Annotated in this window: 9 protein-coding genes; 3 read left to right on the forward strand and 6 right to left on the reverse strand. The window is 46.1% G+C overall.

Going from position 1 to position 15,705, the window contains the following annotated elements; translation table 11 throughout:
• Positions 1–46: 46 nt before the first annotated feature.
• Entirely contained in the window at positions 47–478 is a 432-nt protein-coding gene (locus LQ567_RS10205; RefSeq protein WP_231004403.1) for a hypothetical protein, read from the forward strand.
• Between the two features lie 233 nt (positions 479–711).
• Here the strand turns inward: LQ567_RS10205 and LQ567_RS10210 are convergent, their stop codons facing one another.
• The 6 genes from LQ567_RS10210 to LQ567_RS10235 form a co-directional block, all read right to left on the reverse strand.
• The gene (locus tag LQ567_RS10210; protein ID WP_231004404.1) at positions 712–1,563 is read right to left on the reverse strand and encodes a hypothetical protein; all 852 of its coding nucleotides are present in this window, start codon (positions 1,561–1,563) and stop codon (positions 712–714) included.
• A gap of 30 nt (positions 1,564–1,593) precedes the next feature.
• A complete protein-coding gene (locus LQ567_RS10215) occupies positions 1,594–3,456 on the reverse strand; it encodes a SusD/RagB family nutrient-binding outer membrane lipoprotein (RefSeq protein ID WP_231004405.1) in 1,863 nt (620 codons plus the stop codon).
• Between the two features lie 10 nt (positions 3,457–3,466).
• Entirely contained in the window at positions 3,467–6,562 is a 3,096-nt protein-coding gene (locus tag LQ567_RS10220) for a SusC/RagA family TonB-linked outer membrane protein (protein WP_231004406.1), read from the reverse strand.
• A 575-nt stretch (positions 6,563–7,137) separates the two neighbouring features.
• A complete protein-coding gene (locus LQ567_RS10225; RefSeq protein ID WP_231004407.1) occupies positions 7,138–8,805 on the reverse strand; it encodes a RagB/SusD family nutrient uptake outer membrane protein in 1,668 nt (555 codons plus the stop codon).
• A gap of 12 nt (positions 8,806–8,817) precedes the next feature.
• Positions 8,818–12,078 (reverse strand): SusC/RagA family TonB-linked outer membrane protein, encoded by a 3,261-nt coding sequence (locus LQ567_RS10230; RefSeq protein ID WP_231004408.1) that lies wholly within the window; start codon positions 12,076–12,078, stop codon positions 8,818–8,820.
• 20 nt (positions 12,079–12,098) lie between these two features.
• Positions 12,099–12,848, reverse strand: coding sequence for a DeoR/GlpR family DNA-binding transcription regulator (locus LQ567_RS10235; protein ID WP_231004409.1), 750 nt, complete (start codon positions 12,846–12,848; stop codon positions 12,099–12,101).
• 149 nt (positions 12,849–12,997) lie between these two features.
• Here LQ567_RS10235 and LQ567_RS10240 point away from each other — a divergent pair, with 149 nt between their 5' ends.
• Positions 12,998–14,341, forward strand: coding sequence for a S1 family serine peptidase (locus LQ567_RS10240; protein WP_231004410.1), 1,344 nt, complete (start codon positions 12,998–13,000; stop codon positions 14,339–14,341).
• Between the two features lie 79 nt (positions 14,342–14,420).
• On the forward strand, positions 14,421–15,596 hold the full coding sequence (locus LQ567_RS10245; protein ID WP_231004411.1) for an acetyl-CoA C-acyltransferase: 1,176 nt from the start codon (positions 14,421–14,423) through the stop codon (positions 15,594–15,596).
• Positions 15,597–15,705: the final 109 nt, after the last annotated feature.

Here is a 15,705-nt window from a genome sequence, read left to right on the forward strand (position 1 = left end):
ATCAGCCCAAATCACTTCTTTTTTTCAACACCTAAATAATAAAGCCATGAAAAGAAAACTGCTCAGTTTATCATTTGCCCTTTTTGCATTGCAACTATGTTCCCAAGCCCAAACCGAATATTGCGAGGGTGTATCGGTAGATGTTTACGCACCCAACCCGCAACTGGGAATGTATAATTACTTTGGTGCAAAAGCTACGCTTGCTGCGCCCTCCTGTGACGGAGATGTTACCATAACCGGTTATATCCGGGAAGAAGGCGGAGGCAGCACGCCCAATGTACCGTTTACACTTGTTGTTCCCAAAGGGGATACGGAGGCCTACACCGGGTTTATTTTCCAAACAGGGCCGGCATCTTCCGGTGAGGTAAGAGTGACCGACATCAGTCCCTGCCCTTACTCCTCCTGTTTCGTAAGTATTAGGAATAGCAACAATTTCTATTGGTCCTACGAAAAAGCAATGCGCCTTTTCTGGGCCTAGTCCATCCACAGGATTGATTGCTGAAGCCGGCTTGTTCAAAATCATCTTAAAAGGCCAGTTCCGGTAAAACCGGCCTCCGGTTGTACAGGCCGTTTGCAATCATTCAAATCCATTAACAGCAAAATGGTTCACCTCTTCAGTGAACCATTTTGCTGTTGGCATACCAGGAACCGGCCGTTTTATGTTGAACAAGCTTTCAATGGCGAATGTCCTTCCTGGCTTTCAATCCTGTATTACAATGCCGTAAATACCCGCACGGCGGATACCGGTGTGGCAGCACGCATACCGGCAAACACGTGATGATAGGCCCGTCCTACGGATGCATTCCACCAGTCGGCATAATCCACAAAATTCCCTGCCGAATTGCGTACCTGCAGCGCTCCCACATCCGCCCCGCTTCCATTGATCAGCCGGATCCGGTAGTCAATACGCGCAGATGATGATGAGATCTGTACTTCTTTTATTACTGTAACAGGCTCCCACCCGGTAGCCTCACCAAAAGCCACCGGCTTGCCTACATTAATCCAATCGCTTTTTTCCTTTGTTATAATATTCTTGGTATACTGGTACTGGTATTGCAGTTTCAGGTCCGTTGGTACCCCGCTGGTCTCAAACAGAAAATTGTAGAACTTTATCCATGCCGTCGATCCGGTGGTATCGGTTACAATTTTGGGATAAGGAAATCCATTGCTAAAAACAATCGGCGGTTTACTAAAGTCATAAACAAATATGTTCTGCTTCCCTGCCTGCAGATTGCAATTTTGATCATAGACCAGCTGTGTACCTCCCTTATAAAGTTTTATATTGGTGGTACCAACGGCCGTAGTATAAAACCGGCCTACGGCTCCGCTGGGGATGGCGTTATAGGTAGTCAACGGCGACTTATCATTTGCAACTAACTTACTGTTTACTTCAACCCTGTTTATATCATTTGCAGCTCCGCTTGTTACAGGAACAAAATAATGCAACTGGAACTCGGCCGTATTTTCCGGCACCGGAACGGTATCATACTCTACCACATGCTTTTTACAGGAAGCAGCAAGCAGTAGCATGATTAAAAAATATATCAACGTATTCTTTTTCATATCCGTATATTTTACAGTTTATGCATTTAATTAATTTGGAAGTTCACCCGGATATGCAAACCAGGGAATGGATGTATGATAATTATCCGCAGTGCCCGGTATGGGCTTCAAAGCTCCCAGCGATTTGAGATTCCACATATATTCCGAATTATACCGGGGACGGAGCCGGTAACAGGGTGCACCCTCATTTTTAGTTGCATAACTTCCTTTACGGCTTTGTACCTGTGCGGGCGCCAGGTACAAACCTTTATAAACCTTGGCCGGATCCGTATCCCACTTCTGACTGATAATGGCGGTAGTCCATCCATTACCCTTTGCAGGATAAGCACCGGAGTAAGCAATATCATAATGATATTTACGCATATCCACCCATGCTTCCGGTGCGCCCCATGGATACAAAGCAACCCATTTTTGCATCATGATATGGGATAGCGAAAAATCGGTAACACCTGCTACAAACGGACCTTGCAGGTAAAGCGCAGATAAGCTATTAAACACCGCTGTTGTTAATTTATCACCGCCGGTAGGAGATCCGGAAGTACCGGGATAAATATACTTACCGGTAAAATCCATATCGGATTTTACGCCGCTTTTAAACGCTTCAAACGCCTGGGAAGTCTGTCCCAATTTCCAATAGGCCTCTGCCAGGCAAAATTGTATTTCGGCACAGGTGGTTAAAATATACGGTGCATTATCACGGTAAATCCACCGCCCGATTCCGTCGTTCACAGCGCCCGAAAATTGCGACACATTATTTCTTCCGTAATAAGAAGGCGCCGTTCCGATAGGGCCTGCCGTTCCGGTAAATGAACCGCCATAATACTTATACGCCTTTACGCTATCTGCATTGCCCAGGTTCAGAAAATTAGGATTACTTGTTGTTCCCAGCTTCACCGCCATCCGCGGATCATAGTGCCCGGCAACGTTGGATAAGGTATCGGTTATGATTTGTTTCGCCGCCAGCTTATACGGATAATACGGGTTACCGACCAGGGAAGTTTTATTACCGGTGGCTTCATCATATTCCGGCACGGTTCCGGTAAGCACCTGTACTGCATATTCATGCTGAAAATAAGTCCAGCTAAGATTTCCGCGGGCCGTTCCCCAATAGTTATTAAACTCGGCGTAAGGTGCCTGTTGCGATCCGCCTGCTATTTTCAAGGTAGCATCATCATCTGAACTTTGAAAAGACTTACCTGCAGCGGTGATCAGCTCCTGCGCATAATCGGCCGCAAAATTGGTTTTATTAGACAAAGAAGACAGGTTGCGCACAATAACGGCATAGGCGAATTTGATCCATTTTGCTTTATTGCCTCCATAAATAAAATCATTGGCGCTTATTTTCGCGCCATAGTCATGCGGATCCGGTTTCTCAAGCAGCTCAATGGCTTTGTATGCCCATTCACGTATCTGCGGATAAATGTCTTTCTGATAATCATAATCGTGCGCCAGCAGTCCGGCTACAAATGCCTGCTTCATGGGGGCATCTACATTGAGCTTCGTCATCAGATCCCACGAAAATGCTTTTATTGCATAACCGATACCGGCCAGCGTCCAGTCTTCAGCGGCGATCGACTGATTGATCATATTTTCCAGGTTCATGCCCTGGTTCCAGTATACGATCCGCCATGCTTCGGCGGCAGCATCACTTCCGGGAATAAAATTATGACCTGCATAGGTGGCATAATCTCCGGAAGCGCCCATCATTTGCGTTAAGGGCCCTACGGCACGCACATCCCAATAAATGCCCTGGTACTGTTGAAGAATACCTGCCAGATACAGATACCCATCTATATGGTCCGGAGCGTCGATATTTTTATTTACATCCAGCCATTTCTTACATCCCCCTGTCAACAGCAGGAACGGTACTAAAAAAAATATTATCCTTCTCATAATTTCTTTTTTAATTTAATGTTAAGCTAAGCCCTACTGTTATTCCGCGTGGATTCGGAAGCGACCATACATCATAGCCTTCCCCTCCTGTACCACCGGCAGCGGCAGAAACCGTATTGCCCACCGCATCAATGCCCGAATAATTTGTCCAGGTAAACAGATCGTTCCCTATAACATATACATTCATACCGGATATGAGCCTTGTTCTTCCCAGTAATTTCTTAGGCAATGAATAGGACAGGCGTAATTCCTGCAAACGCAAATAATTAACATCCTTTTCCAGCCAGTCTTCATCACCCCCGGCGAAAATGCTGCTGCTATATAACCGGTAATCCACGGATATATTGTTAACTGTTGGGTTATCGGAGTTCTCATTCCCATCTCTCAACACCCCGCCAAAAATCACCGGCCCTCTTTCACGCAGGTTTACCGACTCCCAGCTGGTACCATTGCTCATCATCAGTCGTTTGGTACCGTTAACAACGGTTGCACCATACCGGCCGGCAAACAGCCCCGATAAACGCAGGCCTTTATAGTCAACACTCGAGAGGAATCCAAACCGCACTTTTGGTTCCCGGTCTCCGATCACGCTCCAAACCGCGCTTGTAATGGGGATACCTGTTACCGGATCGATCAGCACCTCTCCTTTATTATTGCGCTCGTAAGCCCGTCCTGTTAAAGTGGTAATGGGCTTTCCCTTCATAATCCCGTTACGGATGTTTCCAGAATTCCAGGTATATGCATCATAATATTCGGATACATTATCCGGCAGGTATACCACCTTTGATCCGCCGTGAGAAGCGTTCACCCCCACGTTCCAGGTTACACCGGAACGGCTGCGGATAATATCGCCGTCGATATGTGCTTCCCATCCCCAGGTTTTAAAAGAACCAACATTCATTGTATTCAATACAAATCCGGTTGCATAACTCAGCCGGAATCCTTTAACGATCTGGTCATCGTTATTGGTGGTAAAATAAGTGAACATGGTATTCAGCCGGTTTTGCAACAGGCGCATATCAAAACCCACTTCACGGGCCGTGGTCATTTCCGGCCGGAGGTTGGGGTTCGGACCAGTAAAATCATATTTAAATCCGCCGCCGGTTAAATTGGTCGCGATCAGCTGCGGATCTATTTCCAGGGGGCCTGCATCTTTACCTACCTGCGCAATAGAACCTCTTAATTTTATAAAATTGAGCACCTTGTTGTCTTTCAGGTTTAGCAGATCCGTGAGGATCAGCGAACCTTCAATCGCCGGGTAGAAATACGCATTGTTATTGATGGGCAACGTAGATGACCAGTCGTTACGTCCTCTTAATGTAACAAAGGCCAGGTTATTGTATCCAAACTCGAATTGACCGGACAACGCCTGTATCCGCCGTTTGGTATTGCGTTGCGAAGCCGTTTGCGTTAACGGGTCGGTATTATTGATGGACTGAAAATCAGCAATAATGAACTTGGTACCTATATTCGATACCCGGGTTACCCCGTTTTCAAGCTGATGATACCCCACCTGTGCAGATAATGAAAATTTATCGTTGAAGAATTTATTGTTATACCCCGCAAGCACATTGACAGTAGGATCCGAAAAATTGGAATGTACCAGGTCATAGCGTCCCAGGCCGGCGTTGTTATTGGCGTAATAGGGATGCCAGGACGACTCAAAGGTTTGCATGCCTACATCCCATCCCAGTTGCGCCCGTACAAATGTATTTTTAACCGGAGTTGCGGTAAGCGCTACATTCGAAAGGAACCGGTCTGATTTGTCGTAATTTTTATTCTTGTACATCGCAAATAAAGGATTCAGCAAATCGACATCGATATAATAATCCGGCTTCCGCATATGAATACCATCTGCTGCCAGGTAGTTGGCCATATTGTCTACCATGGGCCATAACATCGCCCTGTACAGGGGTCCGTCTGTTCCACGCAATATCTTTGCATTACCCGTTTTGGTATATTGCATGGATCCCTCAAACTTCAACCACTCGGTTACTTTGGCCTGCCCAGACAGGCTCAGGCTCGTACGGTTATAATCCGTGGTCTTTACCACACCGGCCTGGTCCAGGTAAGAGAATCCGGCCCTGATGGTTGCCTTATCCGATCCGGCTTCTACGGAAACATTGTGCTTTTGCGAATTTCCTGTTTGCAGTAACGCCGCTATATTATCATATTGCGTTATTCCCTCGGGATACAATCCGCCAAACTTTGCCGTGTAATAATAGTTGGTGGTGCCATACGCTCCATTTGCATACTTGGTTTGCATATCCGGGTATCCATAGGCCTTATCCCACCGGAAATCATTGCTATAGGTGATGCGTCCTTTGCCGGGTCTTCCCTTTTTTGTGGTAATGATAATGGCGCCGTTGGATGCATCTGAACCATATAAAGCCGCTGCTGCAGCGCCTTTCAATACGGAAATGGATTCGATGTCCTCAGGATTAAAATCGTTCCCTCTCGATGCAAAGTCCAGGTTACGGACCGAGTAGGTTTCCGTACCTGCCATAGCAATCGGGTTAAATGTAGAGTTATTCATCGGCACCCCATCTACCACGTATAATGGCTGGTTGTTACCTGAAATAGAAGTAATATTCCGGAGTACAACGGTGGTGGACGCGCCCGGAGAACCACTGGTAGATGTTACATTCAGCCCCGGCACCCGTCCCTGGAGTGCCGTAATAAATGCATCTCTTCCGGATTCTGCAACCGTAGCTCCATCGATCATCTGAACAGAAGAGCCTACTGCCCGCTGAACCCGTTTCATACCAAACTCGGTTGTCACCACCACTTCATCCATATTGTCCTTTCCTTTTAAAAGTGTCACCGCAATCGCTGTATCGGCACCTACGGTGAAACGAAAGGATTCAAAACCAACATGTGAAAAAACAAGTGCACTCGCCCTGGCCGCGTTAATACTGAAACTGCCATTGCTTTCGGTGGTAGTTCCGGCAGCCGTACCATTGATCGTAATCGTAACACCTGACAATGGCCTGTTTTCCTCGTCATGTACCGTTCCTGTAATCCGCCTCATCTGTGCGTTTCCCTTATTTGGAAAAACCACAAACAAAACCAATAACAGACCAATCAGTCCAGTTAGTTTTTTCATTTCTCATACTTTTTGATTAAAAAATTATAATAGATCCAGCTTTTAAACAGCATAGCGTATACCGGACAGCACGTATGGTTCCCCATTCGTCTAATGTCAGGGCTTCCTCAACAGATCCCCGCTTTCAATAACCCGGTTCATTCGCAATGAATGCAGATTTATTTCCGATACCCCATAACCAATAACCACAGGAATACTGTGAATTGCCGTAAATCCTTCCAGCGCGTGTTTCTCCCCATTTCTACCATGTATACGGCGGATTCCTGTTTGCAATCAATCGTTATAACATCTTCTCAAGTTCTAGTCAATTCGCTCACAAAGACTCTGTTAAAGATATGTAAAAAAACCGTAAAAAAAAGCAGTTTCTATAAAAAACCTGCAAATATGCGCAAAAATTTTAGGAGGACTTCCGCGTGCCAGGCTCATTTTATAAACCAAACTGGTCCTGCGTATATATTTATAGTATATAAGTGCCGCCTATATTCCGGAACAATATCTGAATCTGGCAGCGTTGCCTCAATGATATCAAAAATACCCGGTGCAGAACATTGCCGTTCCCCACCGGGTATTGAATACTACCACCCGGGGTTCTGCTTAAAACTTCCGTCGGGATACAAAGCGATCTGCCCGGTAGGAATGGCTGAAAGATAGTTTTTAGGATCAATAAAAGGTCGTACGGTTCCCGCAGTATAGGGCGTAATATAACCGTTAGCATCTGTTTTAACCTGGCCATTTCCGGCAACCTTCGCACCCTTGAAAATATCCGGGTTTACTGAGTTATCCATGTAACTTCCTTTTGCCCATCGCATCAGGTCATCGAACCGGAATCCATCCAGCATTAACTCTGTTCTACGTTCACGGCGTACTTCCCACAACAGGGAAGTGATGTTTTGATCGGCATCCTTTTTCGGATCTGTAAAGCCCACTCCATTTATTGCGGTGCCCTGGTTTCCTGCAAGCTGCAGCGATGCCACCCCGGCACGTGCTCTTAGTTTATTAACAGACATATCCAGGTCGGACTGACTGATACTGTATTTACCCATGCGGTCAAGCTCTGTACAGGCTTCGGCATAGTTCAGCAACACTTCCGGAAGACCGAAGATCGGTGCGTCGGTTGTGTTGTTTGGCGCCAGTTGATTGTCTGCCGGCTGCAGAAACTTGGCCGGACGGTAACCGGTACTGGAACTTAATCCGTTTACCAATTTACCCTGGTAACATAGAAAATCGCTGATCGTTTGCTGTAATCGCTTGTCGCGGTTTGCCCGAACATTAATAATGGTATCATCTCCTTTGTATAAGGGAGACAGGCTAATGGGTAACCCATCTGTACATAGATAAGCTTCCACGGCGTTTTTAGACACGCCTTTCATTACGGTTGAACTATTGGTAAAACCGATCACTGAGTGACCCAGAAATCCTGCCAAATATTGTTTATACAGGATCAACTGCTTGTTACCGTTCAAATCTAATGAATTGTAAGTGGTTTGATAATCCGCATTCAGCCCATACCCCGCAGCGGGATTCATTAGCTTTTCAGAAGCCGTTTTGCATGCCTGCAAATACACATCCGCATTGGTTACCGCCGGATCCTTGTGATAAATACGATACGTACCTTCATACAAACCCACTCTCGACAATAATGCGTATGCCACATCCTGGTTAACGGTATTTGCCTGGTCCTTAACCCGTAAGTTAGCAACAGCAAAGTTCAGATCCGCCAATACACTATCCATTACCAACGCACGGTTGTCTCTCGGTTTATATATTTTTTGTTCATCGGCCAGATCGAGATAAGTATTTACAAACGGAACATCTCCAAATGTTTTTACCAGGTTGAAATAGGTCATTGCCCGGAAGAATTTTGCAACGCCTTTCCAATGATTTTTTGCCTCGTCCGTAATGGTCATTCCATCAATACGCGCCAGCATCAGGTTCGCTTTCCGCACCCAGTAAAAGTTCCACGCAGCACTGCTGGCCGGTGCATTGGCTGCAAAGATCTGCAGGCTGGGATCCGCCTGATCATCGTTAAACGACGTAAAATAAAAATCGCCCTGACTACTTCCATTGCCATAACCCGGAAACAGGGAATAAAACTCCCAGCTATAGGCTCTTAAGTTGTCTTCACCGGTCCAGAAATCGCCGTCACTAAAACTATCGAGCGGAACCTTATCCACGTATTTTTTACATCCAAATGCTGTAGTAACTAAAAACAGCAATACGAATAATTTATTATAGAGTTTCATAGTCTGTTTGTTTTATTGAAAGTTAATTTGCACCCCAAATGAAAGGGTTCTGGCTATGGGCCATGTTCTTCCGGTAAACCCGGCAGTTGAGCTAACATCGTATGCTTCCGGATCAATCGGCAGGTATTTATCCTTTATAGTTATGAGGTTTTCGCCACTTACATACACCCGCACTTTTTGAAAATGATATTTTGCCAGCAGATCATATGGTAAGGTATAACCAATGGTAAGATTTTTCAGCCGTGCATAAGCCAGGTTTAACAGGTATTTCGTTTGCGGATAAAAGTTATTGGATCCTGCCTGCAGGCCGCTCACCGTTCCACCCTGGTTATTGGGATAAGGATTGGGGAAACGGGCATTAGGGTTTTCAGGAGTCCAGTAGTCTACCTGGTCCGCATACAGGATATCTGTACCCTGGTACATCGGCAGTACTACATTTCCCAGGCCCCAAACGTTTTGCTTTCCTACGCCCTGGAAAAGGAGGTCCAGATCAAAGTTCTTATAGTTCCCTCCCAATCTTCCGTTATAGATGTAGCGGGGCCTGCTATTGCCAATCACTTTTAAATCGCCATGATCTGCAGCAGATCCCTTGCCCCCATCAATTTTATCATCGCCATTGATATTCTTGTATTTAATATCTCCAGGACCGTATACAAAGTTTCCCGTCTGAAGATTTTTTTGACTGGCGATACCTGTGGCATACCCGGTAATTTTTCCGCTGCCATCTTTCACAAAATCCGCATCCGTAAAATACCGGTCGGTTTCAAATCCCCAGATATCACCGAATGTGGACCCCGAATAATAATTATTGATCAACTGAGAAGGATTATACCATTTCGTTACAATTGTTTTATTATCTGAAAAACCAAGCATGCCATAAAGTGACAGATCATTGTTTACGGGTACATATCCGTTTATCGTGATTTCATAACCACGGGTGCGCAGCGTTCCGTCATTTCTTCTGGGTTCAAGACCGGAAACGGTTCCTCCAGACGTGCCAAAAACAGCAGGGAGCGTAACGGTTGCAATCATGTCGCTGGTGGTGCGCTGATACCAGTCGAATGTTACAGAGAGGTTATTATTTTTAAAGAAACTGAAGTCGGTTCCGATATTTATCGACTGAACTTTTTCCCAAAGAAGATCTTTAGGCACCGCCCGCGGAAGTGAAATACCCTGCGCCCAGTTTCCACCCGCCATCCAATATCCGCTGGTACTAAACATTGATGGGATAAAATATTGAGCACCGCCAAAATCCTGGTTGCCTACACTTCCCCAGGAAGCACGTACCTTCCAGTCGTTCAATACCGGCTTCAGGGATTGCATAAATGATTCTTCGCTGATCCGGTATGCTCCTGACACTCCGGAGAAAAAAGCCCATCGATAATTCAATGGGAAGGAAGACGATCCGTCATAACGCCCCATTAACTCAAGCAGGTACTTTTCTTTATAATCGTAGTTTAGCCTGCCAAAAAAGCCGGCATAAGCGCGGTTACCATGGCTGCTGTTGGCGAACTGATCGCCTGTTGCCAGGTTCAGCTCTCCTTTATCCGGGTCCAATAAATTTCTGCGGGAAGCCGAAAAAGACAGGTTTTCATACTCTTCTGAATTGGCACCCCCCATCAGTTTGAAATGATGATCATTGAATTTTTTAGTATAGGTTAAAAAAGCATTGAATGAATTCTGCCCTACGCGTGTAGCGCTATAACTAGCCACATTTTGCGATGCCAGTGAAACGTCCGCCAGAGCAGAACTGATATTATTGGGATCGGGGATCGCCGCCCAGTTGTTTAAAATCTTTACAGGCCCGCCCACCTGGTGATTGATCACATTGTCTTTTCCAATTACATAATTTACATTCAACTCCAGATCCTTCATGAGCTTCATGGTTGAAGTCAGCTCCACCCGGGTATAGTTATCAATCGTGGAAGACGGGTGCGCAGCATTAAGAAATCCGGGCACATTCCGGAAATACTGCCCATTATAGGTACCATAAGGCCAGTAAGCACCCCACCGGTACATGTAGTAAAAATAATCCTGGTATCCATAGGGGGCAGTGTATTCAAAATTGCGGTACATCGATTTGATACCTACCGTCCACCATTTTGTAATGTCTACATTTACGCCACCAACAAGGTTATATTTTTTGATATTATCCGGGTTCATTTTAAACATGCCCCCCTGATTATTATAACCCGCCGATAAATAATAGGAAACCCGCTCACCGCCACCGGTAACACTGAGCGTTTGATTGGACTGCGGCATCGTACGGAACATGATCTTATTCACATCCCATACTTTATAGAAGTAAAAAATATTATTGATAATATCAAAGTCCTGGCCCTTGATCATTTCCATTCCGGTGTTTGTGCTTTTATATTTTTCTTCCCAGGTCTGGATACCACTCAACAATGTTTTCAATTGCATTCCGAATGATTCAGGAGAGGCCGTACCGGCCCGCTGCGCAGCTGAAATAATACCCGGTAATTCTTTAACAGGATCCGCAAACTGGGGAAGGTTGATCGCTTTGGCCCAGGAATAATTACTATTGAAACTCACAAGCGGTTTTTGATTCCGTTTTCCTTCCTTCATTTTTATCAATACCACACCAAAAGCGGCGCGGGTTCCATAAATGGCCGCAGAGGTAGCATCTTTCAATACCGATATGCTGGCGATGTCATTCGGATTAATAATACTCAGATCCTGTGTTTCGATATTATCCACCAAGATCAGCGGTCGTCCGAAGCCGGACGCATTGATCGACCCGACACCTCTGATATTAAAATCGGCTGTACTGGTGAGGCCGCCGTTTTTATACATAATATTTAAACCAGGAACAGCACCCTGCAAGGCCCGCATGGGATCTGAGATAGGTCGGTTGGTAAAGGTTTTTCCTACATCCACCGTAGCAACGGCGTCGGAAAGATTGGCTCTTTTCTGGCTACCATATCCTACTACCACTATGTTTTCCAGTTCTCCTGTGCTTGCTGCTAATACCACATTTACAATATGGGACGCGCCTACTACAATGTTTTTATCAACAAACCCAACAGCTGAAACAGAAAGACTGTCTCCCGCAGTTGCCATCAATTCGAAATGTCCTGTGGAATCCGTAGCAGTTCCCTGCCCTGTTTTTAAGGCAATAACAGTAGCGCCTGGTATGGGGGATCGCCCATCGCTCGTTACCCCCCCCGTAACCTTTCCGGTCTGACCAAAAGCAATTCCCGACAAAAGATTACAAATCAAAAATGTCAGCAGACATGAATATTTGTTCATTTGAAATTTGTTTTCATTTTTTATAAAACCGTTATCCCGGCCTTTACATAGGGCTGTAGCAACTCGTCTTGCGGATCCAGTTCCGTAACCAGGTAATCGATCTGTTTCAGTTCACACACCTGCAGCGCTTCAAAAGAGTTCAGTTTTTCTGCAATCGTTAAACATACGGTTTTCGCAGAAGCCGCTACCATTGCCTTTTTCAGTTCCACCACCTCCCAGTCGCTGTCCGTAATACCGCGGCGCAGGTCGATGGCATTGGTCCCCAGGATACACAGATCGGCGTTCACTTCCTTGATCTTGGCAATGGCACTGGCGCCCACCGTGATCTTGGATTCTTTATTCACTTTATCGCCCACTACCACTACATTAATATTGGGATGCGCGATATACGCGTTTAATACCGGTATGCTTCCGGTAATAAACGTAGCCCGTAACTGGGGAGGAAGCCGTTTGGCCATCTCGATGATGGTCGTTCCCCCACTCGTGAGTACGTACATATTTTCCTTGATCAGCCCGATTACTTTCTGCGCAATTACCGCCTTCTGCGTTTGCGAGTACACCGGGCTGCTGTTAAAATGTACCTCATTAAAAGCCAGCGAAAGGGCGCCGCCATGTACTTTAATCAGCCTGCCGGCCTCTGCAAGTTCCTGCAGATCTCTTCGAACCGTGTCCTCAGACACGTTCATATCCACACAAAGCTTGGTACTCAGCACTTTATTGTGCAGATCCAGCCGGTGGAGAATGTATGCTTGTCGTTCTTTTTTTAACACAACCGTTAATTTATTCCTAAAGGTAAACAGGAAAACAGCAAAAAGTCGCAAAATCTCAAAAAAAAAAGCAGTTGATCTTCCGAGAACTCCGGTTTTTTTAAACTAATTTTAACAAATACCTATTTTTTTAACATTTAACCTACTGATTTATGAAACAACTTTACCTCTTTTCAATCCTGGTACTAACGCTTTTTTTTATCCGCTGTAAAAAAGAAGACATCATTCCTTCTGAAAAAAATGCCCCAGTTACCAAACCAGAAACGCTTGCAATTTGGAATGGCTCACCTATTACCACAGAGCAAATCCCTTATCAGGCGCGTATTGAGAGAATTAACGGGGCACAAGGTTCTGGTGGCGGAGTCATTATCGGAAGACAATGGATTTTAACAGCGGCCCACGTGGTAGAAGACGTTCAACCGAATCAACTAAACATCCGCCTGGGATTGCATGACCTTAGCAATCCCGTTGGATCGCAAAGCTATAGTGCCGATCAAATTATCATCCATCCGGATTACAGAAACGAATCGATATTCTTTGGAGCAATCGATATCTTGAAAAACGATATCGCGTTGATCCATTTATCATCCCCCATCCAGCTTAACAATCACGTATCGGCCATCCTTTTTGCTGACGATACACACGAAAATTTCTATGGTGCTACCCTGTTTACTGTTTCAGGTTTCGGACACACCGAATCCGGTTCCGGAAGTCCGGTCCTTTTATCTACTACATTGAAATATGCAGAAACAACCACCCAGTTTATCAAAGCTGTAAGCCCTCCCGGCGAGCCTTTGTCGAGAACGGATGCAGGCGATAGTGGCGGACCACTCACTTATGTTACAGGTGAAGGGCGCTTTTTAGTGGGTGTCGTTAGCCATAGCAGAAGCAGCAGTGCCTCAGCTTCCTATTTTACAAGAGTATCTACATTCGCTCCCTGGATTACCGCTATAACCGGTATCCAGGTACAGCTGCCATCCGGTATTTTAGGGGCCAGCCCTTCGCCCTGTCAAACATCTTCCCAGTTCAGCTTAAACAATGTTCCGGCCGGAGCAAACGTAATCTGGGAAATTCCATCGTATGCCTCCGCCACTTTATCTGTTACAAATAATACCGCCACGCTTAATGCTACGGCAAATGAAGGCGTAGGGTTAACAGCCCACCTGGATATATATGGAAATCTGTATACATGGTACCGTGTCGTCAACTTTGGATATATTGACCGGTTGTTAACTGGCGTTGATGCAACCTATTTACCCGGAGATTTTATTCCCCTGGAAATTACACCCTCCAATGATGACCGACTATATACCTGGTACATCGATGGTATTATGGCAAACCAGGTATCAATACCGGAAGGGGCTATTTTCAATCACGGATATTATTATCACATCTATGCTTCCGAACCAGGGCTTCACCGGGTCAAAGTAGAAGTCAGTACCAAATGCAATACCTTCCAAACCTACGAAGGCGTTTTCACCGTAAATGATCAATAGCAATTTTAGAAAAAGAAGTATATTTGTTTATAAAAGTTGCATAAACAACTATTTTTCGATTATCTAAAAAAAACGCGCCATGCAAGAAGCATATATTGTTGCCGGCTACCGTACTGCAGTTGGCAAAGCAAAGAAGGGAGGACTCCGCTTTTACCGGCCGGATGACCTTGCCATTACCGTAATCAAAGGTCTGATGGCATCACTGCCCCAGCTGGAGCCCAACCGGGTAGATGATGTGCTTGTAGGTAATGCGGTGCCGGAAGCAGAACAGGGACTGCAGGTCGGGCGCATTATCTCTGCCCGCGCCCTGGGTATTGAAGTGCCGGGCGCCACCGTAAACCGCTATTGTGCCTCAGGACTGGAAACCATTGCCATGGCCACTGCCAAGATCCGCACCGGCCAGGCCGATTGCATCATCGCCGGCGGTACTGAAAGTATGAGCCTGGTACCGGCATCCGGATGGAAAACGGTTCCCTCCTACTCCATCGCCAGTGATGAACCAGACTATTATCTAAATATGGGCTTAACCGCGGAAGCCGTTTCAAAAGAATTTCATATCAGCCGGGAAGATGCGGATGCGTTCAGCTACCATTCGCACCAGAAGGCCATCAATGCCATACAGAACGGCTATTTTAAGGAAGGCATTCTTCCGGTGGAAGTAGAGGAGGTATTTGTAGACCCTAAAGGAAAACGGCAGGTGAAAAAATTTGTGGTGGATACAGATGAAGGTCCCCGCGCAGATACCTCTATGGAAGCCTTGCAAAAATTAAAGCCGGTTTTTGCGGCTAATGGGGTGGTTACTGCGGGCAACGCTTCGCAAACCAGCGATGGCGCGGCCTTTGTAGTGGTGATGAGCGAAAAACTGATGCAGGAACTGCAGCTACAACCCATCGGCCGGCTGGTAGCTAGCGCCGTGGCCGGGGTACATCCGCGCATCATGGGCATCGGACCAGTGGCGGCTATTCCAAAAGCCTTAAACCGCGCGGGCCTTTCCCTGAACGATATCGACCTCATCGAATTAAACGAAGCCTTTGGCGCGCAGTCCCTCGCGGTGATCCGGGAAGCAGGGCTGAATCCCGACATTGTGAACATCAACGGAGGAGCCATCGCATTGGGACATCCCCTGGGTTGTACCGGCTGCAAACTCACCATCCAGGTGCTTGGCGACCTGAAGCGCCTGAATAAAAAATATGGCATGGTTACGGCCTGCGTAGGCGGCGGACAGGGCATTGCCGGTATTATCGAACGTTTTTAGTTTTTTTGTCGTCTAAAAATCCGGTTCACTGTGCATAACGGTCAACCGGATTTTTTTTAGCCCGGCAGCGGAACAAAGGGCACCCATGTTGCGACGCTCCGTTCAGCTG

The sequence above is a fragment of the Niabella pedocola genome, from assembly GCF_021044425.1.
Taxonomy (GTDB): domain Bacteria; phylum Bacteroidota; class Bacteroidia; order Chitinophagales; family Chitinophagaceae; genus Niabella; species Niabella pedocola.

Excerpts from the sequence above, each read along its gene's own strand:
- LQ567_RS10205 (WP_231004403.1), top strand. The coding sequence starts at position 47 with ATGAAAAGAAAACTGCTCAGTTTATCATTTGCCCTTTTTGCATTGCAA.
- LQ567_RS10210 (WP_231004404.1), bottom strand. The coding sequence starts at position 1,563 with ATGAAAAAGAATACGTTGATATATTTTTTAATCATGCTACTGCTTGCT.
- LQ567_RS10215 (WP_231004405.1), bottom strand. The coding sequence starts at position 3,456 with ATGAGAAGGATAATATTTTTTTTAGTACCGTTCCTGCTGTTGACAGGG.
- LQ567_RS10220 (WP_231004406.1), bottom strand. The coding sequence starts at position 6,562 with ATGAAAAAACTAACTGGACTGATTGGTCTGTTATTGGTTTTGTTTGTG.
- LQ567_RS10225 (WP_231004407.1), bottom strand. The coding sequence starts at position 8,805 with ATGAAACTCTATAATAAATTATTCGTATTGCTGTTTTTAGTTACTACA.
- LQ567_RS10230 (WP_231004408.1), bottom strand. The coding sequence starts at position 12,078 with ATGAACAAATATTCATGTCTGCTGACATTTTTGATTTGTAATCTTTTG.
- LQ567_RS10240 (WP_231004410.1), top strand. The coding sequence starts at position 12,998 with ATGAAACAACTTTACCTCTTTTCAATCCTGGTACTAACGCTTTTTTTT.
- LQ567_RS10245 (WP_231004411.1), top strand. The coding sequence starts at position 14,421 with ATGCAAGAAGCATATATTGTTGCCGGCTACCGTACTGCAGTTGGCAAA.